General features: G+C 70.0%; 17 protein-coding genes. 2 read left to right on the plus strand and 15 right to left on the minus strand.

The window, feature by feature from the left end; all coding sequences use genetic code 11:
• Positions 1 to 5 precede the first annotated feature (5 nt).
• Positions 6 to 4,943 (plus strand): non-ribosomal peptide synthetase, encoded by a 4,938-nt coding sequence (locus IE244_RS29960; RefSeq protein WP_191876684.1) that lies wholly within the window; start codon positions 6 to 8, stop codon positions 4,941 to 4,943.
• A gap of 383 nt (positions 4,944 to 5,326) precedes the next feature.
• Here IE244_RS29960 and IE244_RS29965 read toward each other — a convergent pair whose 3' ends face one another.
• Both IE244_RS29965 and IE244_RS29970 read right to left on the minus strand, forming a co-directional pair.
• Positions 5,327 to 6,691, minus strand: coding sequence for an MFS transporter (locus IE244_RS29965; RefSeq protein ID WP_229854419.1), 1,365 nt, complete (start codon positions 6,689 to 6,691; stop codon positions 5,327 to 5,329).
• A 12-nt stretch (positions 6,692 to 6,703) separates the two neighbouring features.
• Positions 6,704 to 8,071 (minus strand): hypothetical protein, encoded by a 1,368-nt coding sequence (locus tag IE244_RS29970; RefSeq protein WP_191876685.1) that lies wholly within the window; start codon positions 8,069 to 8,071, stop codon positions 6,704 to 6,706.
• Between the two features lie 395 nt (positions 8,072 to 8,466).
• Between IE244_RS29970 and IE244_RS29975 the strand changes: the two genes are divergently transcribed.
• The gene (locus IE244_RS29975) at positions 8,467 to 9,615 is read left to right on the plus strand and encodes a GNAT family N-acetyltransferase (protein WP_191876686.1); all 1,149 of its coding nucleotides are present in this window, start codon (positions 8,467 to 8,469) and stop codon (positions 9,613 to 9,615) included.
• Positions 9,616 to 9,988: 373 nt separating this feature from the next.
• Here the strand turns inward: IE244_RS29975 and IE244_RS29980 are convergent, their stop codons facing one another.
• The 13 genes from IE244_RS29980 to IE244_RS30040 all read right to left on the minus strand — a co-directional run bounded on the left by IE244_RS29980 (position 9,989) and on the right by IE244_RS30040 (position 24,671).
• Positions 9,989 to 10,735, minus strand: coding sequence for a 2OG-Fe dioxygenase family protein (locus IE244_RS29980; protein WP_191876687.1), 747 nt, complete (start codon positions 10,733 to 10,735; stop codon positions 9,989 to 9,991).
• A 270-nt stretch (positions 10,736 to 11,005) separates the two neighbouring features.
• Positions 11,006 to 12,274, minus strand: coding sequence for an ATP-grasp domain-containing protein (locus IE244_RS29985; protein ID WP_191876688.1), 1,269 nt, complete (start codon positions 12,272 to 12,274; stop codon positions 11,006 to 11,008).
• Positions 12,275 to 12,478: 204 nt separating this feature from the next.
• On the minus strand, positions 12,479 to 14,311 hold the full coding sequence (locus IE244_RS29990) for an AfsR/SARP family transcriptional regulator (protein ID WP_191876689.1): 1,833 nt from the start codon (positions 14,309 to 14,311) through the stop codon (positions 12,479 to 12,481).
• Positions 14,312 to 14,415: 104 nt separating this feature from the next.
• The gene (locus IE244_RS29995; protein ID WP_191876690.1) at positions 14,416 to 15,441 is read right to left on the minus strand and encodes an isopenicillin N synthase family dioxygenase; all 1,026 of its coding nucleotides are present in this window, start codon (positions 15,439 to 15,441) and stop codon (positions 14,416 to 14,418) included.
• The gene (locus IE244_RS30000) at positions 15,438 to 16,127 is read right to left on the minus strand and encodes a 7-cyano-7-deazaguanine synthase (protein ID WP_191876691.1); all 690 of its coding nucleotides are present in this window, start codon (positions 16,125 to 16,127) and stop codon (positions 15,438 to 15,440) included. Before IE244_RS30000 ends, IE244_RS29995 begins: the two co-directional genes overlap by 4 nt.
• A 103-nt stretch (positions 16,128 to 16,230) precedes the next feature.
• Positions 16,231 to 17,211 carry an aspartyl/asparaginyl beta-hydroxylase domain-containing protein gene (locus tag IE244_RS30005; protein ID WP_191876692.1) on the minus strand — a complete coding sequence of 327 codons (981 nt, stop codon included), beginning with the start codon at positions 17,209 to 17,211 and terminating at the stop codon, positions 16,231 to 16,233.
• Positions 17,212 to 17,579: 368 nt separating this feature from the next.
• A complete protein-coding gene (gene folE / locus IE244_RS30010; RefSeq protein WP_191876693.1) occupies positions 17,580 to 18,170 on the minus strand; it encodes a GTP cyclohydrolase I in 591 nt (196 codons plus the stop codon).
• A gap of 37 nt (positions 18,171 to 18,207) precedes the next feature.
• Positions 18,208 to 18,570, minus strand: coding sequence for a 6-pyruvoyl trahydropterin synthase family protein (locus IE244_RS30015; RefSeq protein WP_191876831.1), 363 nt, complete (start codon positions 18,568 to 18,570; stop codon positions 18,208 to 18,210).
• 35 nt (positions 18,571 to 18,605) lie between these two features.
• Entirely contained in the window at positions 18,606 to 19,319 is a 714-nt protein-coding gene (locus tag IE244_RS30020) for a 7-carboxy-7-deazaguanine synthase QueE (RefSeq protein WP_191876694.1), read from the minus strand.
• 13 nt (positions 19,320 to 19,332) lie between these two features.
• Entirely contained in the window at positions 19,333 to 20,115 is a 783-nt protein-coding gene (locus IE244_RS30025; RefSeq protein ID WP_191876695.1) for a class I SAM-dependent methyltransferase, read from the minus strand.
• The gene (locus IE244_RS30030; RefSeq protein ID WP_191876696.1) at positions 20,115 to 20,255 is read right to left on the minus strand and encodes a hypothetical protein; all 141 of its coding nucleotides are present in this window, start codon (positions 20,253 to 20,255) and stop codon (positions 20,115 to 20,117) included. Before IE244_RS30030 ends, IE244_RS30025 begins: the two co-directional genes overlap by 1 nt.
• Before the next feature lie 270 nt (positions 20,256 to 20,525).
• On the minus strand, positions 20,526 to 23,483 hold the full coding sequence (locus tag IE244_RS30035) for an AfsR/SARP family transcriptional regulator (RefSeq protein WP_191876697.1): 2,958 nt from the start codon (positions 23,481 to 23,483) through the stop codon (positions 20,526 to 20,528).
• A gap of 219 nt (positions 23,484 to 23,702) precedes the next feature.
• A complete protein-coding gene (locus IE244_RS30040; protein ID WP_191876698.1) occupies positions 23,703 to 24,671 on the minus strand; it encodes a GlxA family transcriptional regulator in 969 nt (322 codons plus the stop codon).
• Positions 24,672 to 24,959: the final 288 nt, after the last annotated feature.

Below are 24,959 nucleotides of genomic sequence, written 5' to 3' on the forward strand. Positions count from 1 at the left end.
CGTTCATGGCGCCGACCACCCTGGTCGCACTGTGGGAGCGGCAGGCAGCCGCGACCCCCGACGCGATCGCAGTCGTCGCGGGAGCACACCGCGCGACCTACGCCGACGTGGACCGCCGGGCCACGGCACTCGCCGCCGAGCTGCAGGCACGTGGCATCGGACCGGAAATCCTGGTCGGCGTCTGCCTCGGCCGCTCGGTGGAGATGGTCGTGGCCCTGCTCGGCATCCTGAAGTCGGGTGCCGCGTACCTGCCCCTCGACCCCGGCTACCCGGCCGACCGGCTGCGGCACATGACCACTGATGCGGGGCCCGCGCTGTGGCTGTGCGACGCGGACGGCCGCGCGCAGGCCCTGGCGTCCGGCGTGAGGGACGTCCTGCTGGCCGAGGAGTTCCCCTCGGAACCCGGCGTACCCGTGACCCGGGTGGCGCATCCGCACCACCTGGCCTACGTCATCTACACCTCCGGATCGACCGGTCTGCCCAAGGGCGTGGCTGTCGACCACGCGGCGATCACCTCGTTCCTGCGCAGTGTGGGCGAACGCCCCGGCCTCGGGGCGCACGACCGGGTCCTCGCACTGACCCCGCTGTCGTTCGACATCTCCGTACTGGAGCTGTTCCTGCCGCTGACCCGGGGGGCGACGGTGGTGATGGCCCCGCGCGCTGCCAACACCGACCCCGAGCTGCTGGCCGCCACCATCGCCGAGGCGGGTGTGAGCGTCGTCCAGGCGACCCCGACCACCTGGCGGATGTTGCTGGCGTCCGGCTGGACCGACGGGCACGGCCGGATACTGCTGTCGGGCGGGGAACCGCTCGATCCGCCGCTGGCCCGCGACCTGCTCGCCACCGGCGGCACCCTGTGGAACCTGTACGGGCCGACCGAGGCGACGGTGTGGGCCACCGCGGCCCGTGTCGACGCCGTGACCGACCGGGTCACGGTCGGCACGGCCCTTTCCCACATCCGGCTGCACGTCGTGGACGAGGGTGGACGGGAGGCCGGCCCGGGAGTCACCGGCGAGCTGTGGATCGGTGGCGCGGGTGTGGCGCGTGGCTACCTCAACCGGCCCGCGCTGACCGCCGACCGGTTCGTGCCCGACCCGTTCGGGGACGCTTCCGGGCGCCTGTACCGGACCGGCGACCTCGCCCGGTGGTCCGACGACGGCACCCTCGAGGTGCTGGGCCGTAACGACCACCAGATCAAGCTGCGCGGTTTCCGTATCGAGCTCGGCGAGATCGAGGCCTGTGTGCGCAGTCATCCTCTCGTCACGGACGCGGTGGTGGTCGTCGATCCTGATGCAGCGGGCGGCGGCCAGTTGGTGGCGTACCTCGTGCCCGCGCACGACGCGCGGAACTCGTCCGATGACCTGCCCCCCCAGGTCCGTGACCATCTCGCACGGCGGCTTCCCGCCCACATGGTGGCCCAAGGCTACGCGGTGCTCGACGCCCTCCCTCGGACGCCCGCGGGCAAGGCCGACCGCGGCGCCGTGCGTCGGATCCCCTACAGCCCGGTGAGGGCAGGCGGCCCGGTACTCGACGATGCCCTGCTGCCGCCGCACACCACGGCGGTGCGCCGGGTGTGGGCCGAAGTGCTCGGGCTCGACGACGTGTCCCCGTACGACGACTTCTTCGGCCTGGGCGGCCAGTCGCTCACCGCGGTACGGGCCGTGGCCCGGCTGCGTGCCGAGCTCGGCGTACCGGTCGACGCCCAGTCCGTCTTCGCCCATCCGACACCCGCCGCGCTCGCCGCCGCCCTGGACGACCTGGCCCCGTCGGACGACGAGCCGATCCCCGCGGCCGCGACCGCCGAACTCTCCTTCGGCCAGGAGCGTATCTGGTTCTTCGAGCAGCTGAACGACTCGGTGCCCGCGTACCATCTGCCGGTCGTCCTCGGCATGCCCGGCGGCGCACGCTTCGACCTGACGCTGCTGCAGAACTGCCTGACCGCGCTGGTGCGAAGGCACCCGGCGCTGCGCACGGCCGTCGTAGCCGTCGCAGGCCGGGGCCTGCCCGAACCGCATGAGCCGGGACCGGTGCCGCTGCGCCGCATCGAGGTCGCCGAAGAGGACCTGGACGCGCTGCTGACCGAGCGGATCCGCGCCCCCTTCGCCCTCGGGCGGCCACCGCTGCTGCGCGCGGACGTGCTGGGCACCCGTGGTCGTGACGTCCTGTTGCTGACGTTTCATCACATCGCCTGTGACGGAACCTCGGTCGACCTGTTGGTGCGGGAACTGGGTGAGCTCTACACGGACCTCGCCGCCGGCCGTCGCCCCGACCCGGCACGGCTGCCTGCGACGTACGCCGACTACGCGGCCTGGCAGCGCGAGCGACTCACCGGTGCCGAGCTGGAGCAGCTGCTCACCCACTGGCGCACCCGGCTGTCCGGAGTGCCTGTCCTGGAGCTGCCCACGAGCCACCCCCGGCCGGCCGTCGCGAGCCACCGCGGTCGCCGCGAACTGCTGCGCGTCCCGGACGACTTGGCTCAACGACTGCGCACCCTGTGCCGGGCCGAGGGCGTCACGCTGTTCATGGGTCTGCTGGCCCCCTTGCAGGTGCTGCTCGGTCGGTACGCCGACGAGAGCGATGTCGCCGTGGGCACCCTGACAGGCGGCCGGCCACGCGCCGAACTGGACGACGTGGTCGGCTATTTCGTGAACACCGTCGTCCTGCGTACCGACCTGTCCGGCGACCCGACCTGGCGCGAGCTGCTCGGCCGGGTCCGCGAGGTCGCACGGCAGGCGTACGCGCACCAGGAGCTGCCCTTCGAGAAGCTGGTGGCGGAGCTGAGTCCTGAGCGCGACCTGAGCCGCAATCCGCTCTTCCAGGTGCTCTTCGCCCTGCACGAGGAGCCGAAGGCAGGTCACCTGCCCGAACTGTACGACCGCAAGGAACTGGAAGGACGGCTCGGCACCGCTCGCTTCGACCTCGCCCTCGACGTGACGGACCACGCCACCGGGGCCGGTGACCTCAGCATCTCCGTCGAGTACGCCACCGACCTGTTCGACGCGGACTTCGCGCGGGGCCTCGGCCGGCACTTCCTGCGGGTGATCGAGCAGATGGTCTCCGACGCCACCTCCCGACTGTCCGAACTGGAGATCGTCTCGGCCGACGAGCTGCGTGCCGTCTCCCTCGGCAACCGTGCCGAGCCACTGCCCGAGCCGACCACCCTGGTCCGCCTGTGGGACCGCCAGGTGCGGACGACCCCGGACGCGGTCTGCGTCGTGGGCGACGGCCGGTCGCTGACGTTCGCCGAGATCGACGCGCGGGCCGGCGCGCTGGCCCGGGAGCTGCGTGCCAGGGGGGTGCGTCCCGAAACCCTGGTCGCGGTCTGTCTGGAACGCTCGGTGGAGCTGGTGGTCGCCCTGCTTGGCGTGCTGAAGGCGGGCGGCGCCTATGTGCCGCTCGACCCCGGTTACCCGACGGACCGGCTGCGGTACCTGCTCGCCGACTCGGGCGTACACCTGGTCGTCGCCGACCCGGAGCACCCCACCTCGGTCCTGTTCGGCGACGGCGTCCGGCTCGTGGCGGTGGACCAGGAGCCCGGAGCGGACCCCGGGCCGGCCGAGGAGGCACAGCCGCACCACCTCGCCTACGTGATCTACACGTCCGGCTCGACCGGCAACCCCAAGGGTGTGGCGATCACCCACGCCAACATCACCGGGTTCCTGGAGTGGAACCAGCGGCTGTGCCGGCTCAGCGGGCGGGACCGGGCCCTGCTCAACCACTCGGTGGCGTTCGACAACTCGGTCTGGGAGATCTTCCAGTGCCTGCTGTCCGGCGCCGAACTGCACCTGGCGAGCCCCACCGCCGCCTACGATCCCGAGGAGTTCCTGAGGGAAGTCGCCGAGCGCGGCATCACCACGCTCAACGCGACGCCCTCGCAGATGCGGATCCTGCTGGAGTCCGGTACGGATCCCGCTCCGCGACTCGCCTCTGTACGCCTGGTGTTCACCGGGGCCGAGGCCGTGCCGCACGACGTCGCCCGCCGCATCCTGTCTTCCACGGCGCCGGGATGTCAGGTCTTCAACGAGTACGGGCCCACGGAAGCGACCGTCACCTCGGCGTACTGCCCGATCACCGAGGAGTCGCTCGATCGGCACAGCCATCTCCCGAGCGTCCCGTTCGGCCGGGCGACGGACAACGCGCACCTCTACGTGCTGGACCAGCGGCTGCGCCCGGTCGTCCCGGGCTGTCGCGGGGAGCTGTACGTCGGCGGCAGTGCCGTCGGTCGCGGCTATCTCGGCAAGCCGGCCCGCACGGCCGCGGCGTACCTGCCCGACCCGTATGCCGCGGAGCCCGGCGCCCGCATGTACGCCACGGGTGATGTGGTCCGGCTGCTGCCCGACGGGAATCTGGTCTTTCTCGGCCGCAACGACCACCAGGTCAAGGTGCGCGGCTTTCGCATCGAGCTCGGGGAGATCGAGGCCGCGCTCCAGAGCCACCCCGCGCTGGCCGACTGCGTGGTGGCCGTGCGCCGAGCCGGCACCGGTGCGGACCAGCTGGCGGCCTATCTGATCCCCGACCTCCCCGACCGACCCGCCCCTGACCCGGCGGAACTGCGCGCCCACCTGGCGGAGCGGCTTCCGCCCTACATGCTGCCGCAGAGCTATACCGTGATCGGCGAGATCCCCCTCACCCCGAACGGCAAGGTCGACCGGAACGCACTGCCCGACCCACGCCCGGTGCCCGACCAGGCGCCGGCCACCCGCCGGAACCTCACCAAGCAGCAGCTCCTCGTCGCCGACGTGTGGCGGGAGTGCCTGGGCGTCGAGGACGACTTCGGCCCACAGGACGGCTTCTTCGACGTCGGTGGCTCCTCGTTGACCATCACCATGGTCGCGAGCCGCCTCGGCGAGCGGCTCGGACGCCGGGTCCCGCCGGTCCTCCTGTTCAGAAACCCCACCGTTGCGGGTCTCGCCGAGGCCTTGGAGGCGGAGGCGCGGCAATGAGCAGCGCAGACGGCACCGGCGTCGTTCCGGTCGACTCCCGTACCCAGGGGCACGCACCGAAGCGGGACTCCTGAACCGCGGCCGCAAACGCAACCGCGGCCGCAGCCGTGGCCGCGAGACCGCGCGGCGGGCTGATCGTCCGGCGCTGACCTCTCCGCCCCAGGCCGGCATGCCGCCCGACGCTGAAGGTGCCGTCGGCCGTCAGGGTGGCATCGCACTCGGCGGAGAGCGGCTCGGTGAGCCGATGGCGGCCGGACCGCGACATGAGACTGCGGCGCGGGCCGACGAACGGCGAACACGGGGAACGCCGTCCGCCGCCCGGTGTGCTGCCGGACGGCGGACGGCGTTGGGGGTTCGGTGCGGCTCGGCAACCGTGGCCAGGTTCAGTCGACGGGGTCGCCTCCGAACCGCTCCGTGGAGGACGTGTCCCTGGCTGGTGCGGCCTGGCCCGTGTCGGTGGGCGGCCGGCCTAGACCGATCACGAGCGGTACGGCCAGCACGCTGATCGCGGCGAGGAACATCCAGGGCAGCGCCGCACCACCCTCCAGCAGCGCTGTGAGCAGCGCCGGGGCGACGGCGGCACCGATCGACCAGGACATCTGGTAGACGCCGAGATAGCGGCCCCGCAGATGCTCCGGTGCCATCACCACGCTCAGTTCGCTGGTCGGCGGCGAGCCGAGCATCTCGCCCACGGTGTAGAGCACCATCGCGATCAACAGCCCGACGACCACCGCCCAGCCGGGCAGCACAGGCAGTGTGCCGAAGACGACGAACGCCGCCGCGTTGAACAGCAGAGCCAGCACCAGCACCGTCACCGGGCTGCGGGACTCGATCCACCGGCTGGCGAGCGTCTGGAGCAGTGCGACCATGGCCGCGTTCAGCACGACGATCACACCGACGATCCAGGCGTCGACAGCGAGGTCGTCCACGGCGTAGACGGCGAGCAGCACGGAGATCACCGTGGAGGCGAAGACGAAGGAGATGTTCGTCGCGACCAGCCGCAGATACCGGGTGTCCTTCAGTACGGTGAGATAGCCGGCCGAGGGCTGCCGGGTGGTTTCGTCCGCTGCCTGCTCCGGCCGGACGGGCTTCGGCTCGTCGGGCTCGGCGCCGGTCGCCTCGCTGGTGTCCGCGCCCCGCAAGGTGAGAACGAGCCAGCCCGCGACGGCGAAGGTGACCGCGTTGATCACCATGACCGTCCGCAGCCCGGCGACGGTTCCGATACTCAGGGCCACCGCGGACACGACGCCGCCGAAACCGACGCCGACGTTCCGCATGGCACGCACGAAGCCGAACCAGCGGGCCCGCTCGACGCCCTGGGCGACCAGCACGGTGAGTGGACTGTTGCCCATCCAGAAGGCGGTGGAACCCAGTTGCACCACGAATTGCCACCACACGATCTGCCAGGCTGCGTGCGAGAACTGGAAACCGATGAATCCAGCCACCGATACCCAGTTGCCCGCGCCGACCACGAGGCGCGGACCGTACTTGTCCAGCTGGTGCCCGATGATCAGTGGAAAGGGCAGGGCGAGCAGTTGGCCGGCAGTGAGCGCGGCTCCGACGGCGACCAGTGACAGCGTCGTCGTCTTCACGAAGAAGACGACGGTGAACGCCACCACCAACCCGTTCCCGAGGCTGTCGATCAGATTGGCCGTGACGAAGCGGCCTTTCCCGTTGAGGTCCGGCAGCCCCCAGGCCGTCTGGAACCGCTGCCACGCCGAAGGTGCGGGGGACTGCTGCGGCATCATGGCGTCTTCTCTTTACTTCACCGCACCGGCGGGCAGCTCACTCTGGTAGAAGACAGCCGCGCTGCACGCCTTGGCATGCGCTGCGATGGAGATGATGCCGCCCGAACCGGCCGGCACCACCTTGGCGTAGGATCCGGCACAACCGTCCGGCGTGTAGAACAGGCCGTAGGCCGCATGCCATTCCTCGGTCTCCCCGGATACCGGGTCCACCACGAGTTCAGAACGCGGCATCACCCTCTGCTGCACGATGCATCCTTCTTCGGCGTAGTTCTCCAGAGCCTGCCGCCAGGTGGCGTCGTCCGTTTCCCAGCCCACGACGACGCCGACTCCGCCGCCGCGCCCGTTGACCTTCAGGATCAACTGATCGCGCCGCGCCAGGCATTCGTCGACGAGGTCGGGGTCGGCCTTGAGCGCATCGGTGTTCATCAGGCGGGTCCAGGGCAGCACCCGGTCGACGAGTCGGCACTCGTCCTCGCTGAAGGTGCGCCGCCACGACGGGTCCGAAAGCAGCGCCATACAGGCCTTGTTGGCGAACACGTTGCTGGAGAGCGGGGTCCACAGCAGTGTCCCGCCCGCCTGGTGCGCGCGGAGCAGGGGTGCGATCAGGTCCCAGCCGCCGGGCTCCTCGGCGATCTGGTCCGGGACGAAGGCGCGGTAGACCACGTCGATCTTCTTGTCCCCCAGGTAGAGCGCCCCGTCGCGTTCGTGCACATCGGAGACCTCGGCCAGCAGGATGTCGAAACCCGCTGATCGCAGTGCGGACTGGAAGTTGAGCCAGAGCTCGCCGTAGTCCCTCATTCCGCCACGCCATTCAAGCATGGCCACCACCGGCTCGCGGCCGGGTGCCACCCGAGCGCCGAAACTGCGGAGCGCCTCGACCACGGCCCGAATGGGATGCACATAGCCGAGCCGGTGCCGGCGCGCGAAGTCGGCGAAGGCATCCACCTCCAGCGTCGCCTGGGACATCTCACTCGCAAGAGCCCAGCCGCCGGACTCGCTCCCCAGATTCGTCTCAAGGAGCTTGAACGAGGTGCCGTCGTGGTACATGTCGGCCCGGCCGAAGGAGGGGGGCACCAGGTCACCGAACCGCCGAATCGCTTCCCATCGGCCGTCGGTGATGCCGAGCACCTTTCGGAAAGCGTCCAGATCTCCGCCGAACATGCGGTCCGGAAGGGAAAAGAGAATGTCGATGAGGTGCTGCAGATCTTCGGAGAATTCGCGAAGCTCCCGCTCGGCGACGAAGAGGGGCCTGGCCAGGTACTCGCCGTGCCACGGTACGAGCGTCGGGAAGTTCTTGACGTGCTGAGCGACCCGGGGCAGGACGCTGCCCGGCGCGCGGAACTCCTCGTTGTACTGGGCCGTTACCCACTCCGCCGACATGTGATCTCCGCTCCTGCTCGCCGATGACCGAGCCCCTCGGTCCGCGATGGCCACTGTTCCACTCCGTTCCCCGTCACGACTCAATCGGGGCTCAATTGGGGCTCATCTGCTGACCATTGACCCCTGCAGGCACTGAGCACCTGTGTTAGTAATGGATTTCTTGAAACACCGGAATGGACGCCGCTGATTGTTCGGACAAGCAGGACGAAGCCGCCGGGGCTGTTGCCGCTCCGGAGCCGCCGGTCTCGGTCGGCGACGGCTCACCAACCGTTCGGATCAGCCACGTCAACCGCTCGCCGCGCAGGTTCGGATCCCGCCTGCGTGAGGCGGCACATTCAGCGTCCGATCGCGCAGCGAGATCGCGGGCACGGTCTGGCAGAGACTTTGGAGGCGCGATGACCGCCACGACGGACACGTTCGCCGACGCCGTCGGAGGGCTCGGGGACACCGAGTGGGACCGGCTCGCCGACGGGCGGTTCTACTCGTCGGCGCTGTGGCTGCGGGTGTGCGCCCTCGACCCCGGGGCGGTCTCCGGCGGGCTGCACGTACAGACCCCGGGCGGTGGCCGGGCCGCGATCCCGGTGGCAGCGGTGACCGACGAGCCCAACCCGGATCTGCGGTGGCACGACCTGCTTACCGCGCGCGGTCTGCCGGCGCCCGAGCCGGGCGGCCTGCTGATCGGCCAGCGCCGAGGCTACCTGGCGCACCTGCTGACCGGTGAGGGTACCGATCGGGCCGAGGCGGCCGCCGCAGTGCTCGGCGCGGTCCGTGCGCTGCGCTCGCCCGTGCACGGGGCCGAGAAGATCGCCCGCGTGGCGATGTACCTGACCACCGGGGACGTGAAGGCGATGCGAGCGGCGGGGGCACGGACCGCCCCGGTCGCCTTGAAGACCGACGCCTGGATCGAGATTCCGCCCGGCGGCTTCCCTGCCTGGCTGGATTCGCTGTCGGCGCACCGGGCCCGTCGTATCCGCAGCGAGATAAGGAAGTTCGAGAAGGCCGGATACGAGCTGGAGCACCGGACGCTCGCCGAGTCCTGGCAGGACGTCGCCCGGCTGCTGGCCCGTTCGCTGCTGCGCTACGGCAGAACCGTCGACGTGGCCCCGATGGCTGAGTCATTCCGCATGCAGGGTGAACTCGCCGGTCCACGCGCCCAGGTCGTGCTGTGCTCGCGCCCCGGCGAACCGCCCGTCGGCTTCTGCATGTACTACCGCAGGGGCGCAACCGTGTACCTGCGGGCGCTGGGCCTGGACCACGACCGACTCGCCTCGGCCGCCGAGTACTTCAACCTCACCTACTACATGGCGGCGCGTCTGCCCGGAGTGCGCTGGGTGCACGCGGGCACCGAGACCGCGCAAGGAAAGGCGCTGCGCGGCGCGAGGCTTCGGCCGCTGTGGCTGCTGGACCTGTCCGAGGACAGCCCGCTGGCCGGGTACGACGAGGAGATCCGCGCGCACAACCACGCCCTGCTCGCCCGTCTGCGCGACTCCTCGCCCGCGATCTCCGGCGCCCTGGAGTACGAGCTCTGGGAGCCGTACTGCTGAGGCCGACCGCCGCCGGGGTGAGCGGGTTCTGCGACGCCCCGGCCCGGGTCCGGGGCATGGGCACCGCTTCCACGTCGCGGTCCTCATGGCCGCGTCCGTGCACGGGGTCGCCATCGGGTGCGGACCGCCGGGAAGGTCGCCGCCGGCACCGGCGTTGCCGGGAAGGCTCCGGCGTACTGGTGCCGGCGGCGAGTATGTGGTGCACACGGTCCGTGCTCCGGGGAGCTTCGGCGAGGTTCCGGAGAGCCCCAGCGGCGGCTCCGGCTCGGCGACCTCTTGGCCCCGGCCCTGCACGCGTTGCTCGCCTGGGGCCTGCCGAGCGGTACCGCACCCTGTCGGGTCTCGGCGTCGGTGTGGCGCCCGGTCCGTGGGCTCAGGCCATCGGGTTCATGTCGATGATGAGCATGTCGCGCACTCCCGAGGCGCCCTCGGGGACGATCGGCGAGACCTCGTGCGTGATCATGTTGTCGTCGATGAACATGGTGTCGAGCGGCTGGACCAGGGTGGTCTGCACGATGTCGCCGCCGTCGTTGGGGTGGACGGTGGACAGACCGCCGGTGACGCCCTCGCGGCGCATCAGGTGCATCCCGACGTAGGAGTGCCCGTCGCGGTGGCGGCCCTCGGGAGTGGGGAGTCCGTCGGCGTCGGCGCGGGCGACGACGCGGACCAGGTGGACCCCGGTCCGCCACGAGTTGTTTCCGCCCGCTGCGGTCGCCATCCGGGCGTTGAAACCGACCAGGGCGCGCATGGTGGGGCTGAGCAGGAGGTCCTGGTCGACCGGTTCGAAGAGCCGGTCCTTGCCCTCCCACAGCGGGATGGAATCCTGACGGAAGGCGGCGTGGGGCAGGACCTCGTAGGTGACAGTGTCGCCGTCGACGACGACGCGCAACCGGCTGTAGCGGCGCTCGCGGTACACGCCGACGCCGTCGACCTCGGTGTCGACCGGCAGGTCCTCCCAGGCGTCGCGGAGTTCCTCGAGGTCGGCGTCGCTGATCAGCCCGGCGAGTTCCTCCTTGGGTATGACGACGAAGCCCGTGCGGCGGACCTGCTCCGCGAAGGCGGGTACGCCGTCATGGAGCTGCCGTCCGGTTGTCGGCGTGTCGCTGGTGCTGGCGGTCATGGTTTTTCCCCTTTGTGCGGGTGTCCCGGTGGCGTCTGCGTGTACGGCCGGGACGGGTGCGGTTGGTGTCGGGTGCGACCGATGGTCCGGTCACGCCCGGTGACGGCGGTCGCCGGATCGGCCGTCTCGGGTCCGGCCGACCGGGAGTTCGCCGGTCGGCCGCACATCTCGGTGCGTGCGGCGGCCGGCCGCCTGTACCGGATGTTCGACAAGATCGGAGCGAGGTCCTGCGCTCGGCTGCCGTGGCCGGCCGCCCGGACACGCTTCAGGTCAGTCCCGTTCCTCGTACTCGACGTGCAGCGTCTGTGCGAGGTGGGCGAGGTAGGCCGCGGCCTCCGCGTCCGACGCGTGGTGCGAGAGCACGACCGCCGGGTTTCCGGTCCAGTCCGGGTAGGGGCGCAACAGTGCTCCGGGACCCGCGGTCTCCACCACGTAGTCCACCCGCGGGTCGGCACGCACCGCCTCCAGGCCCCGTATCCGCTTGACCCGTCCGCCGCCGCCGATCGGCACCAGATAGGCCGCCGCGTGACCGGCCGGGGCCGGCTCCTCGCGCCAGCAGAGCGGCTCTTGGCCGAGGTGGATGCGCAGCGCCTCGGCGGCCAGGTCGATCCCGCTGCTGACGTGGGTCAGGTGGTGCATGTTGCCTCCGCCTCCGAGGCGCGCGGTCATCTCCAGCAGCACCGGCCGTACTCCGCCCACCAGCCGTAGTTCGGTGTGCGTGGTGCCTTCCGTGACGCTGAAGGCGTGGTGGGCGCCGATCACCTCCGCCTCGATCGCGGCGAGTATCTCGGCCGGTAGCTGGGCGGGGGCCCGGAGCGTGGTCTCCTCGAAGTAGGGCCCCGTCAGTTCGCCCTTCCAGCTGATGGCGCAGACCCGTACCTGTCCGTGGAACACCAGGGATTCTGCGGAGATCTCCGGCCCGTCCAGGTATTCCTCGACCAGCACACCGGTGTCCGAGTGCGATCCGTCGGCGGCGGCCATGTGGGTCTCGACGAGGCTCCAGGTGCGGGCCACGGCCTGCTCCAGGCTGTCCCTGTCATCCGCACGGATGACTGCGAAACTGGAGTGGCCGTTCGCCGGTTTGACCACGACGGGAAAGCGCAGGGTCAGCGCGTCGGTCCAGTGGTCCGGATCCTTGACGACCACGAAACCGGGCACACCCAGCCCCGCTTCCAGGAGGCGCTGACGCATGCTGCGCTTGTCGCGCACCACGGCCGCCGCCTCCTCGGTCAGCCCGGGGAAGCCCAGCTCCCGAGCGGCGCGCGCCACGAAGGGAATGACCCTTTCGTTGCCCGACATGATGCCGTCGAAGGGCTCTTGGCGGTGGCGTTCGGTGAGCGCCGACAACGCGCCGTCCGGGTCGTCGTCGATGTCCAGTGGCAGGAGTTCGACGACCGCGTCCGGCCGCCCGGCGGACTCCAGCGTGTCGTCCCCCCTGGGGACGAGGATCAGGTCGATGCCGGCACGTTCGGCGGCTTCGAACGCCCAGGGAAACACGGACAACTGACCGACGAGGACGAGTTTCGGGCGCTTCGGCATGACGGTTCTCCAAGGATCGGCTGTGTGGAAGGGTCGGAAAGGGCCGCGCCGGCCGGAGCGGTGCTGTGTGAGGTCATCCCGGCGATCACAGGCCGGGGAGGCTGATGAGCCCGTGGTAGGAGTCGCACTCGGCTGAAGCGTCTGCCGCGCACCGCGCACCGAAGACGCCCGATACGAGGGGCAGGATGGCACCGGGACCGGGCGTCAGGCGGAGCGCATGACCGACGCGCTGCCCGGCCGTGTCGCGAACGGGCTTGTCCCAGGTTCCCATTCGTAGGAGAACCGGCCGTTCACACTCGGGCGGTGCGGGCGCAGCAGGTAGTTCTCCGCCAGTTCCTCCAGCAGGTCCTCGGCGCGCTGGTCACTGATCCCGAGGGTCGCGGCGGCGAGCGCCGGCGTGAGCCGGTCGGGGGCGACGGAAGACGACAGCCCGTGGGCCAGGGACCGCGACTCGGCGGACAGTGTCGCGAGCGTCCGGTCGAATCCTGCCCGCACGCCCTGCGGATCGCTGTCGACGCCCCCGGACGCGAGGACCCACGCGGTGGCCTGCCGAGCCGTCCAGTGCGGACGGCGGCGCAACTGCGCCGCGATCGCGAAGAGCGCGCCCGGCAGCCCCCGGCACAACCGGGCGAGCTGTCGCAGTCCTTCGGGGTCCAGGGCGATGGAGTGCCCCGGTACGGAGGATGCGAGCAGTCGCAGACAGTCGTCGAAGGGCAGTCCGGCGAGATCGACGTGGACCGCCGTCGAGGACACGAACAGCCGTCTACGACTGCCGATCACCACGCCGCAGCCGGCACCTGACGGCAGCAGCGGCGTCAGTTCCTCCACGTCGCACACGTCGTCGAGCACCACCAGAACGCGCAGGTCGGCGGTCCAGGTACGGAACAGCAGGCTCAGGTCGGTCGTACTCTGCCGCAACTGCATCTCTGTCGCACCGAGTCCGCGCAGGAACGAACGGAGGATCTCGGCGGGCCGCACCCGCCGACCGGCGCCGTCACGCAGACGTGCGTGGAGTCGCCCGTCCGGGTAGTGACCGCTCACCTGATGCGCGGCGTGCAGACACAGTTCGCTCTTCCCCGTGCCGGGGGCACCGCCCACGACCACGAGCGGCCGGTCCTCCCGCGCCCGGCCGGCCAGTACCTCCGTGAGGCGCGCCAGCTGGCCGGCGCGTCCGGTCAGACGCTCGCGCGGGGCCGGCAGATGGCAGGGCGGCCGGGTGGCCGCGGACACGACCGTGAGCCGCCCGCCGGGACGCAGCAGCGCCTCGTCCGACGTGAGCACGGCCGTGTGCAGGGCTCGGAGTTGGGGTGAAGGATCGAGTCCCAGCTCGGTGGCGATCCGCTCGCGTGCCCGGCGGTAGACCTGAAGCGCTTCCGCCCGCCGGTCCATGCGGTAGAGCGCCGTCATCAGATTGCCCTGGGCCCACTCGTCCGTCGGTTCCTGCACGGCCATCGAGGTGAGTTCGCCGAGGACTTCATGGTGCCGGCCGAGGTGCAGGTCGGATTCGATGCGCAAGTGGTGTGCGCTGGTGCGCAGTTCCTTCAGCCGGATGGCCTCAGCCTTCAGCATGGGCCCCTTGCGCACGTCCACCAGGGCGTCGTCCCGCCACAGCCGCAGCGCCGCGGCGGCTGTGTCACGGGCCCCGGCGAAGTCTCCGTCGTGGAACTCCGCTCGGGCACGGGCGAGCAACGGCTCGCAACGGAAGACGTCCACGTGGTCGGCGGGCAGCGACAGCTGGTAACCGCCGTCGACCGTGCCCAGCAGCGGCCCGGCCGCACGTACCGCGCCGCCGCTCCTCGGATTGCCGAGGGAGAACCGCTTCCTGAGCTGGTACACGTACGTCTGCAACGCGGTGGGCGCGCTGGCCGGCGGATTGTCGTTCCACAGTTCGTCCATGAGGTGCTCGAAGGGCACCACCCGGCCCGCGTTGAGTACGAGCACCGCCAGTGTCTGGCGTACTTTCTGGGCGGCCGGCGCCATGTCGACGCGGTGATCGTCCCCGTAGGCCTGAAGCGGCCCGAGAAGGTTGATTCTCATGAAAATCGCCTTGCCTCAGGTTCGTGCGGTCCCCCTCGGACCGGCCGTCGGCGCCACCGCCGGGCCCGGCCACTCGGGCCCGGCGGTGGCGCCGACGGCCGGTGTCAGGAGTTCCCGGACCCGGCCACCGCGGCCAGGTGGGGATGGTGCCGGGCGACGATGTCGGGGAAGGAGCGGACCAGCCCCTTCATGACGTTGTCGCCGTAGAGGGCGAACAGAGGGTTGCCGACGACGTCGATGACTCCGTCGGCGCCCTCGACGTAAGGGCTGGGCAGTGACTGCATCGTGGCGTCCAGCCGGGGGTTGTAGAAGAAGGGAATGGAGTAGCGGTCGACGCCCGGGGCGGGCCGGACCACCCGGTGGAGGGTGGCGCGCACATAGCCCCGCGTCGCCACTTCCAGCAGTTCTCCCAGATTGACCACGAACGCCCCCGGGATCACCGGTACGTCCGCGAACCGGTCGTCCTCGACCGCGACCTGAAGGCCGCCGTTGTCGTCCTGGACGAGCAGGGTGAGCAGCCCGAGGTCGTTGTGAATGCCGGTCCCCTGGTCGGAACCGGTGCCCTCGCTCGTCTGCGTGGGACCGGGGTAGTGCAGAAGCTTGAGGTGGATCTGTGGATCCGGGTCGACCACGTCGTCCAGGAAGTCGGCGGGGGCGTCGAGCGACTCGAGCAGGAGCCCCAGCAGCCGGTGTGACAGATCGGTCAGCCGAGTGATCCAGGACTCGACGGCCGGGCGCAGCTCGGGCATCGCGGCAGGCCACTCGTTCGGGCCGATCAGGCACCGGTAGGCGGGATCCCCGGGCTCGGACGGCCTCGCGGGCTGCTCCGGGCCGATGTCCAGCTGCCGGCGCTGGTCGGGCACACCTCGGGTGTGTTCGCGGCCGAGTTCGGAGTAGCCGCGGAACAGCGGCGAGTCGAGGATGTTCAGCGCGAGCCGGTCGGCCTCGGGCAGCTCGAAGAACCGGCGGGTGAGGTCGAGCATGTCGTCGGCGTCCTCGATGCCGTGGCCGACGAGCTGGAAGAAGCCGATCTCGTGCACGGCCCTGCGCAACCGCAGCAGGAACTCTGCCCGGGCTTCTGGCGAACCGGCGGCGTCCCGGAGATCGAGCACGGGGAACGGGTCGGTCATGACAGCTCCTTCGAATCGCTGTTCTGGTAGGTCGTCGGATCGGTCACGCCGGCGTCCCGGAACGCCTGCCGGCGCTCCTCGCAGGCTGCGCACCGCCCGCACTGGAGCGTGTCGCCGCGAAAGCAGCTCCAGGTGTCGGTCCAGGGGACGCCGAGTTCCTCACCGAGTGACACCACGTCGCTCTTGCGCAGCTTGACCAGCGGGGCTGTCAGGGTCAGGTCGGGATGCGCGTATCCGTGGGTCGCGATCCGCTCCATGGCGAGGAAGGAATCGATGAAGGCGGCGTTGCTGTCGGGTGCGGCCTGGAGGTCGTCGACCACTCCGACGGCCACCGCTTGCGCCTGCTGGGCGACGGCGACGGCGAAGGCGACGGACAGCAGGAGGGCGTTGCGGTTGGGTACTACGTTCGGGCTGCCGCCGGACGACCCGCTCCGGTGATCCGGCACGTCGATGGTCGGGTCGGTGAGCGAGGAGCCGCTCAGGAGCTTGCCGACGGGGCTGAGGTCGACGACGTCGTGGGGCACCCCGAGAGTTCGAGCCGCCTTCGCGGCGAAGCGGTGCTCGATGAGATGACGCTGTCCGTAGTTCACAGATAGCAGGTGGAGTGTGTGTCCTTGCGCCTGGAGGTGGTAGGCCATGGTGACCGAGTCCAGGCCGCCGGACACGATTGCGACGGTTTTCGGCATGTGTCGACTTCCGGCAGACGGAAAAGGGACGGAGGGTCAGTACCTGAGGGTCAGGACTGCGGTGCGCTGTGCGCCGGAGCGGCGGCGGACGCAGGGGCGTCCGTCACGGCGTCGGCGTGGCCGGGACGGCGAGGCGGGTCGATTCCCGGCCCTTGCGGTAGGTCAGTTCGACCTCGGGCCGCGGACCGTCCAGCCTCGTGGTGATGGTCCGCTCCTCGCTCCAGCCGACCAGGCGGTATTCGTTTCCGCCGAGGGCCACCAGCGGGAAGAGGTGGTCTTGCGGCGAGCGGACGGCCAGTTCCGTGCCGGTGTCGACGATGCCGAAGCCGGCCTGCGGCTGCGCGCCGGTGAGCGACCCGAACACCTCTATCTCCAGCAGGTGCTCCGGCGCGTCGAACGAACACCGCGCGGCTTTGCGCTCCTGGCCGGTCGTGGCCACGCCCGGACGGTTGTAGAGCACATCCGGGCCGTCGAAGTAGTCGGCCCAGTCGGCCGGGAACAGCCGCGCGAGCTCCGGTGTGACGAGCACGTCCACGACGAGATGCACCCGGTGCTCGGGTCCGAGGTTCTGGATCTGGTGTTTGCGGCTGAAGTCACCGAACCAGAACTCACCGGGCTGCCAGCGATGAATTTCTCCGTCGAGGTCGAGCGAGGCTTCCTCGTGGGTGATGACGGGGATGTGCAGCCGGGCCAGACCCCAGTCCGGGGCGAACTTGGCGTCGCAATGGCGGTATCCGATGACTCCGGGGCCGAGGTCCAGGAACCGGGCGGCGTAGAGGGGGCCGGGAATGGCGTGCAGGATCTCCCGCACGTACGGCATGTCGTCCAGCCACTCGGTGTCGGCGAACTCCGCGCTGCCGGGGCCGCCGGGGTCGGTGCGTGTCTTGTCACCACCGGGGCTGCGCACCGGGAGACAGCGCCAGTCCTGTTCGGCCCACCTGGAGACTCGCCCGTTCTCGTGCGAGCTCTGTTCGTCCCACAGGTGGTCGCGTGCGGTCAGGAGGTCGGCCAGCAGCCGCTCGGCGTCCAGCTCGGGAAGCAGCCGGGCCGCTTCCGCAGGCGTGGAGGAATCAATGGTGTTCATCGTTGTCCTTTCATGTCGACCGGACCGGATGCGCGGATGCGCCCAAGAGAGCGGCCTGTTGTTCGCCGCTCCGTGACCGGGACGCGGCCGACGACCGCCGCGCACGGGGAAGCCGGCGGAAACCACGTTTCGACGAGGAACGCCCGAAGCGGCAGCCGGTGCCGAACCCCTGCGGAGCACACTCGCCGGAACCGCGAAGCCCGTCGCCGGTGGGCGCGGCGGAACGGCGGGAGCGCGGTGAGAGTCCGGTTCGGCGCTGCCGGTACGCGTGGCCACCCGGTGCGGAGCGCGTGGTCCGGCGGCTCCGGCTACCGGATCATCGACCCCGGCAGGACGTGGGCGGCCCACTGGCGGAGCCGGACGGCTCGTCAGGCCCGGAGCAGGTCGAACAGCTCGCCCCGGAGCCCGGGGTCCGTGCCGAAGTCCCCGCGATACGCGGTCGACGTCATCTGCGCGGGAGCCTTGATGCCGCGCATCGACATGCAGAGGTGCTCGCCCTTCGCTATCACCGCGACGTCCGGGGTGCCGCTCAGGGTGCTGATCTCCAGCGCGATCTGGTCCACGAGACGCTCCTGGACCTGCAGCCTGTGCGCGTACTGATGGGCGACCCTGGCGAACTTCGACAGGCCGAGCAGTTGACCCGTCGGGCGGTACGCGATCGTCACGGAGCAGTTGAACGGCAGGAGGTGGTGCTCGCACAGCGACCAGACCTGAATGCCCGAGACGACCACGAGTTGGCTCGTGCCGATCGACTCGAAAAGCGTGCCCAGCGAACCCGGGTCGTAGTTGATGAACTCGCGCCACCAGCGGGCGAACCGCGCAGGGGTGTCGCGCAGTCCGTCACGATCGGGGTCCTCGCCGATCTCCTCCAGCAACTGGCGGGCGATCCCGACCAGTGGGTCCTCGGCCGTCCTGGTCGCCGACGGGTCACCGTCGAGTTCCATATCTGTCACCGACATGCGGCTGCCTTTCGTCCGGGCTTCGTCGTCGCCGGCCTCACGGCCGGTACTCGGCCCACGTCTTGGGAGTCTCGGAGATACGGACACAGGTCAACTCGGGAAACTCCATCACCCATGTCTTGTAGATCCAGGCGGCCATGTTCTCGGCCGTCGGGTTTTCGTCCATCACATCGTTCAGATGCCGGTGATCAAGCTGCTTGTCCATCCATTCCTTGAACGCGGACAGCTCTCCGTAGTCGCGAACGAAGCCCACGGGCAGCAGACTCGCGTCATCGGCTGCGAGTTCCAGCTCGATCACGTAGTTGTGCCCGTGCATCCGGGCGCACTGGTGATCCGGAGCAAGACCGGAGAGCCGATGGCTGGCCGAGAATTCAAATTTCTTCGTGATCCGAAATGTCATCGGACGAGTTCCCTTCTTCTTGTGCGGGCCGTGGGTCACACGCCGCGTTTTTCGCCCCACAGCAGGGTGTGGAGTCTCGTCGTCAGGTTCCAGCCGCGCTCCACCACCGCGTCGGCCAACTCGCCCATGTGTTTGGTGACGTCGTCGGCGGTACGCCCGATCGGCATGATCCACACCGAGGGGAGGTCGAAGTCGGTGACCAGCTGCGCCACTTCGTCGAGATCGCGGGTGTTCTGGCAGACGAACTTGAACGTGCTGCCCGGCAGGGCCGAAAGGCTGGTGAGAGCGGCGGGGACGATCCTGCGCCGCAGGGGGTCACCGGAGTGCGACAGCTTGGGCGAGACGTTGAACCGGACGCCAGCGGCGACGAGTTCGGGGTGCGCGGCGTGCGTTCCGTTCGTCTCGATCTCGATCTCTTTACCGCGTTCGGTCAGCGCTGCCACCAGAGGGATCAGCCGTTCCTGCTGGCCCAGGGGCTCACCGCCCGAGATCACGATCAGTTCGGTGTCGAACGCGAGCAGCTCTTCGACGACGTCTCCGACCGGGCGCCGGTGAAGCTCCTTGCGGGGATCGTGGGCGATCCCGCCGTCAGCGGCTCCGACCCAGTCCCACGTGTAGGGCGTATCGCACCACGAGCACGACAGATTGCACCCGCCGAGTCGCAGGAACGCGCACCTGCGTCCCATGGACCGACCCTCACCCTGGACGGTCGGACCGAAGACTTCGTTGACCACGAGATCCTGTTCCATGGCGCACCGCCTCCTAGGGGTGGGACGGCTCGACGGCCGTCGGCTTCTGCGCCTGCACGATGAACCAATGCCGGCTCAGCCGGACGCCCTGATCGACGGAGACCGCGGCGACATATCGATCGAACGCCTCCTTGTCCGCCGCGGAATCGTAGTTGTCGACGATCGGCACTTGGTGCAGGAATGTGTTCAGGTCGTCCGGCGAGTGGTAGAACTCCTCGAACAGGAACGCCTGATTTCGTGTCACGACGAAGCCCGCGTCGGAGAGTTCGAGGGCAACTTCGTCCGCCAAGGGCCTGCCGTTCCAGCTGTCGAAATTCTGGCCGCGGCCGAACGTCTCCTTGAGTTCGCGCGCGTCCTGCTCGCCGATCCCCATGTACATCACGACCCCACCGGGGCGCAGCACCCGCTCGAACTCGCCGGCGATCAGCGGACCGCGGCGGGACGTGATCACATCGGCGTATCCGTCAGGCAGCCCCGTATGTGCGGCGTCGCGCAGCTCGAACGTGACATGCGGCAGACCTGCCTCGGCCCGATACCGTGCGGCGCACTCCAGCATCGACGGCGACAGATCGATCCCGGTCACGACGCCGTACGGTCGTGAGATGCGCAACAGACTGCGCCCGTCGGCACAGCCGACATCCAGCAGTCGGGCCTGTGGCGTTCCCAGCGCGGTCGCCAGTTCGTCGAAGACGGCGTCCGGGCGGCCGTCGGCGAACACGTCGGTGCTGCGCGCATCGCTGAAGTAGCCGCCGAACCGCTCGGCCACCCGGGAGTAGAACTCCGCGTCCATCGTCATCAGTCGTGCACCTCCTCTTGGGCCAGGGCCAAGAGGAGGCTCTGGTGCGCACGCACCGCTTCTCTCGTGCCGCGCCGCGATTCGGTATGCGGGACGCCGCACGCGGCGGGTGTCACCACGTCCCAGGTCACTACGGTCATTCGGACCACTCCTTGAGGGCTGTCCCCCCGAAGGGGCGCCGAGGTCGGCAGGACCCACTTTCCGGTGTCGCCCTATCGGCACGGCATCACGGCGCATCCACGGCACGGACAGGGACGGGATAGGGCGGTGATAGCGCGGTCATGCGGCCACGATGGGCACCTGGTTCACGCTGGTGTCAGTGACGCCCGGACGGACCGCCGAACGGGTCGCGGAGGTAAGGAGAATCGAGATGGCCATCATGAAGTCGCCGGCCGATGAGCTACCCGCCCTCAACACGCCGTGGACGTGACGGACCTGTCTGCCTGCTGGTGCCAGCCGACGGACGTCATGGGCCTGCCCAGCATGGCAACGATGTCGGACCGCGCGGCGGCGGCCCCGCTGTGGTCCAGGATCCGCTCCCGGATCTTGGCCGACAGCGAGTAATATTGGACGGCCTGTTCCCTTCGGTGCAGGTGGGCATTGACCCGGCCGAGGTCGTGCAGCACATACCCCTCGCCGACCAGGTCGCCGCTCGCCCTGACCATAGCGAGGACCTCGAGCAGGGTTTGTTCCGCGGCCTCGTAGCGTTGCTGGCACGTCAGCATCTGGCCGAGCCGCCGCAGTACGAGGGCCTGGCCCCGGTCGAAGCCGGCCGACCGGCAGATGCCGAGGGCTTCGTCGAGATGGGAACGGGTTCGCGTGAAGTCCGCCCGCCGCATCGTGATGTGTGCCATCTCGCCGAGCACGTACGCCCGTCCGATCACGTCCCGCGCCCGCAGGAAGCCGCGCTCAGCGCTCGTGTAGAGGGCCAGTGCCCGATCGTCGTCACCACGGTGCCGCTCGATGCGCGCCAGGTCACGCAGGCACAGCGCATGACCGCGTACCTCACCGATCCGCTCGAAGATCTCCAGAGCGGCGCTGAGGTAGGGGCCCGCCGCCTCGTGTTCGCCCCGGTACAGGTGCAAGGTCCCGAGCGAGCCGAGCACCGCCGCCTGGCCCCGTTCGTTGCCCGCTTCCTGCACCGCGGTCAGCGCCACCTGATGGGTGCGCTCCCACAGGTCGGGATAGCCGCGAGCCTCGAAAAGTGTCACCAGGGTCGTGGCCAGCTCCCAGCATAATTCGTCCAGGCCCGACCTGGCCGCCAGCTCGACCGCGTTCAACAGGTTGGTCTGCTCTCTCTCCAGCCACCCCAGCGGGTCGCGCACGCACCGCTGGACATGGCTGTCCGACGGATGCCATCGCTCGCCCCGGCCCGTCACGATGGTGCATGCACCGCCGTAGATCTCTCTGTGCGCCCTCTCCGCGAGCGCCATCCAGCCGCCGACCATGCGCCGCACCGCTCCAGCGCGATCTGCCTCGGTGAATTCCGCCGGGAGCCGTTCGTGCGCGAACATCCTGACGATCTGTGACAGTCCGCATCGGAAGTCCCCGTCCTGATCCATGGCGGTGATGCCGAGGAGCCGCATGTCGATGAGGGGTTCCAGCAGGTCGGTGCAGTGCGGCGTGCGGTCGTCGACGAGGGCGGCACCCAGCCAGCTCGGGACCTCCGTCCCCTCGGCCAGGCTGAGCAGGCACAACAGGCGACGGTCGGCCGCCGCCAGGCCGTCGTAGCTGAGGGAAAGACTTGCCCGGATCGACAGTTCGCCGTGCGCCAGCTCGTCCAGTCGGCGGTGCTCGTTCTCCAGCCGGTCTCCCATGGAGGCCAGCGACCAGTGCGGCCGCGCGGCCAGGCGGGCGCCGATGATTCGCAGAGCGAGGGGCAGCCCGCCCACCAGATGCGCGAGGAACCGCGCCGCCTCCGGCTCCCTCTCCACCCGGTGCTCTCCGATGATCCGCCCCAGGAGCTGGACGGCCTGTTCCGGGCTCAGCGGTGCCACGCCGAATCGACGCGTGCCTGGCAACGCCGTGAGCTGGCCGCGGCTGGTGACCAGCACGCCGCTGCTGCTGGTTCCCGGCAGCAGCGGCATCACCTGCGACTCGCTCACCGCGTCGTCCAGCAGCACCAGTGTCCGGCGACCGGCCAGCAGACTTCGGTACATCTCCGCGCGCTCGTCGAGCGCGTCGGGGATGGCTTGGCCCGGCACGCCCAGCGCCCGCAGGAAGCGCCCCAACGCCTCTGCGGGGCCCACCGGTTGTCCGCCCGGCCCGCGCAGGTCGCAGTAGAGCTGTCCGTCCGGGAAGCGCTCGGTCGCCACCCGGTGCGCCACATGCCTGGCCAACGTGCTTTTGCCGACACCAGGTCCGCCGAGCACCAGGACCACGTTCAGTTGCCCCTTGTCCTGCCCCTCGGTGACGGCGTCGCAGACCGCTGAGACGAACCGGCCGTCCGCCACCAGGTCGCCGGTGTCTGCGGGAAGTTGCCTCGGGGTCACGACCGGGTCGGGATCGGCGCTTCGCTCTTGAGCCGCCTCGGAGAACGGCGTCGCCACGACAGGACGTGGTTCGGCCGGCTCGGCCAGGGCCAGGTCGGGGTCGTGGGTCAGGATCGCCTGCGCCAGGTCGCGCAGTTCCCGCCCCGGGTCCAGGCCCAGATCCTCGGTGAGTATCGCGCGGCCCTGGTGGTAGACGTCCAGCGCCTCCGCCTGCCGGCCCGAACGGTACAACGCCACCATGAGGTGACTCCGCAGCCGCTCACGCAACGGATGGCAGGCGACAAGCTGCATCAGTTCGCCGACCAGGTGCTCGTGACGACCGAGTTCCAGCAACAGCCCCATGCAGGTCTCCACCGCCTCCAGGCGCCTCTCGTCCCACTGTGCCGCCATGCCGGCCAGGACCTCGCTGGGTACACCGGCCAGGCACCGCCCCCGCCACAGGCCCGTGGCCGAGCGAAGCTTCTCCACCGCGGGCATCCTCAGACCGTCACGGGCCAGGGCATGCGCCTGAGCCACCAGGCGACGGAAATCGCCGATGTCGGTCGCGTCCTGCGGCGCCCTCAGCACGTATCCGCGGGGACGGGTCTCGATGGTGGCGTCCACGCCTCCCTCCGTAAGTGCCTTCCGGAGCCGGGAGATGCAGATCTGCACCTGGGCCCGTGCGGTCTTCGGCGGACCGTGATCCCAGATGAAGTCGATCAGACGGGTCGTTTCCACCACCCGGTTCAGTTCGAGCACCAGCGCCCCGAGGACGATCTCCTGACGCCCCGGAGCCACGGGCACGATCCCCTGCTCGCCGCTCACCTCGATCGGACCGAGCACCCGGAAGGGAGCTGCCGCTGCGACGGTGCCGTCGCTGTCTGAAGAGACTGTCATGCATATCCTGCTTCTGTGCCGTGGTGTGGCGCGTCGTTGATCGGGAACGTGCGCTCCAAGTGCTGTGTCTGGTGCCGGTGCCTGCCGTGGACGTGCCGTCACACGACCGGAGCGGTGTCCGGGACGGTTCTGGCCAACCCGCGATGCCCGAAGGCGTCCGAGGAGACGCGCCGGTTGCGCTCGGGCTCGTCACTGCGACGGCCAGGTGCGAGCGCTTCTTCACCCTGTTCTGGAGAAGTGGTGGCGGTACTGCCCCGGTGTGACGCCCAGGGTGTGCTTGAAGCGGCGGTGCAGGGTCTCGGCGAAGCCGAAGCCGCAGAGCCGGGCGATCGCGTCGATGGTGGTGTCCGTCGTCTCCAGCAGAGCCCGGGCGGCCTCGATGCGTACGGTCTCCACATAGGCGGCCGGAGTGAGTCCGGTCTCGGCGCGGAAGACCCGGGTGAAGTTCCGCTCGCTCATGCCGGCCCGGTCGGCGAGCATCCGGACGGTCAGATCGTCGGCGAGGTGGTCGGCGACCCATGCCTGCACGTCCCGCAACGGCTTGCGCGTGGGCCGCTGCGCGGCGAGCTGGGTGCTGAACTGTGCTTGACCGCCCGGACGTTGTACGAACATCACCAGCATCCGTGCCACGGCTCGGGAGACCTCGGGCCCGTGGTCCTCCTCGACCATGGCGAGCGCCAGGTCCATCCCCGCCGTGATGCCGGCCGAGGTCCACACCGGCCCGTCGTGTACGAAGATCTGGTCCGGGGTGACCGTGACGTCCGGGTGCGCCCGGGCCAGCCTTTCGCAGGCCGCCCAGTGCGTCACCGCGCGCCGCCCGTCGAGCAGGCCGGCCCGTGCGAGCAGGAACGCGCCCGTACACACGGAAGCGATCCGCCGGGCCCGGCCGGCCGCCTCCCTGAGCCAGCCGATGAGCTCTTCGTCGTCCGCCGCCTCACGATCGCCCGGTCCGCCCACGACCACGAGCGTGTCCAGCGGACCCTCGCACTGTTGGACGCCGCTACCGGCCGCTACGTCGATTCCGTTGCAGGCGCGCACCGCTCCGGCCCGGCCCGCGACGATCTCGACGGCGTAGCCCTCACCCCCGGGCACCCACCGTTCCGTCTGCGTGAACACCTCATGCGGTCCCGCCAGGTCGAGCACCTGGAACTGCGGAAAGACGAGGAAGACGACGCGCCGTTGTGTCATCCGATCATCCTTGTCCGCCCTGCCGTTTGGCGGCAAGGACACAGAGCTGACGATCTCCGCCATAGGGCCGGTTCCAGGCTTCGCCTTCGGCGGGTACGGCTGCCGGCGGCGGGACGGGTGGGCCGCCCCGGGGCAGGTGCCGGCCGGTCCCGGCGGGAGGGGCGTGTCGTGGAGAGCGCATCCCTGTGCCGCACGGGTCACCGCCCTGCGGTGAGGGTCATCGCCCAGCGCCTGTGTCCGCACCTTCGGTTCCCACGGTTCGTCGTCGGCGTGCGTCGTCCACGCCGC

It is taken from the genome of Streptomyces filipinensis (assembly GCF_014649495.1).
Taxonomy (GTDB): domain Bacteria; phylum Actinomycetota; class Actinomycetes; order Streptomycetales; family Streptomycetaceae; genus Streptomyces; species Streptomyces filipinensis.

Bases quoted from the DNA above. Each gene is read 5' to 3' on its own strand.
- IE244_RS29960 (WP_191876684.1), top strand. From the start codon at position 6: ATGGCGCCGACCACCCTGGTCGCACTGTGGGAGCGGCAGGCAGCCGCG.
- IE244_RS29965 (WP_229854419.1), bottom strand. From the start codon at position 6,691: ATGATGCCGCAGCAGTCCCCCGCACCTTCGGCGTGGCAGCGGTTCCAG.
- IE244_RS29970 (WP_191876685.1), bottom strand. From the start codon at position 8,071: ATGTCGGCGGAGTGGGTAACGGCCCAGTACAACGAGGAGTTCCGCGCG.
- IE244_RS29975 (WP_191876686.1), top strand. From the start codon at position 8,467: ATGACCGCCACGACGGACACGTTCGCCGACGCCGTCGGAGGGCTCGGG.
- IE244_RS29980 (WP_191876687.1), bottom strand. From the start codon at position 10,735: ATGACCGCCAGCACCAGCGACACGCCGACAACCGGACGGCAGCTCCAT.
- IE244_RS29985 (WP_191876688.1), bottom strand. From the start codon at position 12,274: ATGCCGAAGCGCCCGAAACTCGTCCTCGTCGGTCAGTTGTCCGTGTTT.
- IE244_RS29990 (WP_191876689.1), bottom strand. From the start codon at position 14,311: ATGAGAATCAACCTTCTCGGGCCGCTTCAGGCCTACGGGGACGATCAC.
- IE244_RS29995 (WP_191876690.1), bottom strand. From the start codon at position 15,441: ATGACCGACCCGTTCCCCGTGCTCGATCTCCGGGACGCCGCCGGTTCG.
- IE244_RS30000 (WP_191876691.1), bottom strand. From the start codon at position 16,127: ATGCCGAAAACCGTCGCAATCGTGTCCGGCGGCCTGGACTCGGTCACC.
- IE244_RS30005 (WP_191876692.1), bottom strand. From the start codon at position 17,211: ATGAACACCATTGATTCCTCCACGCCTGCGGAAGCGGCCCGGCTGCTT.
- folE (WP_191876693.1), bottom strand. From the start codon at position 18,170: ATGTCGGTGACAGATATGGAACTCGACGGTGACCCGTCGGCGACCAGG.
- IE244_RS30015 (WP_191876831.1), bottom strand. From the start codon at position 18,570: ATGACATTTCGGATCACGAAGAAATTTGAATTCTCGGCCAGCCATCGG.
- IE244_RS30020 (WP_191876694.1), bottom strand. From the start codon at position 19,319: ATGGAACAGGATCTCGTGGTCAACGAAGTCTTCGGTCCGACCGTCCAG.
- IE244_RS30025 (WP_191876695.1), bottom strand. From the start codon at position 20,115: ATGACGATGGACGCGGAGTTCTACTCCCGGGTGGCCGAGCGGTTCGGC.
- IE244_RS30030 (WP_191876696.1), bottom strand. From the start codon at position 20,255: ATGACCGTAGTGACCTGGGACGTGGTGACACCCGCCGCGTGCGGCGTC.
- IE244_RS30035 (WP_191876697.1), bottom strand. From the start codon at position 23,483: ATGACAGTCTCTTCAGACAGCGACGGCACCGTCGCAGCGGCAGCTCCC.
- IE244_RS30040 (WP_191876698.1), bottom strand. From the start codon at position 24,671: ATGACACAACGGCGCGTCGTCTTCCTCGTCTTTCCGCAGTTCCAGGTG.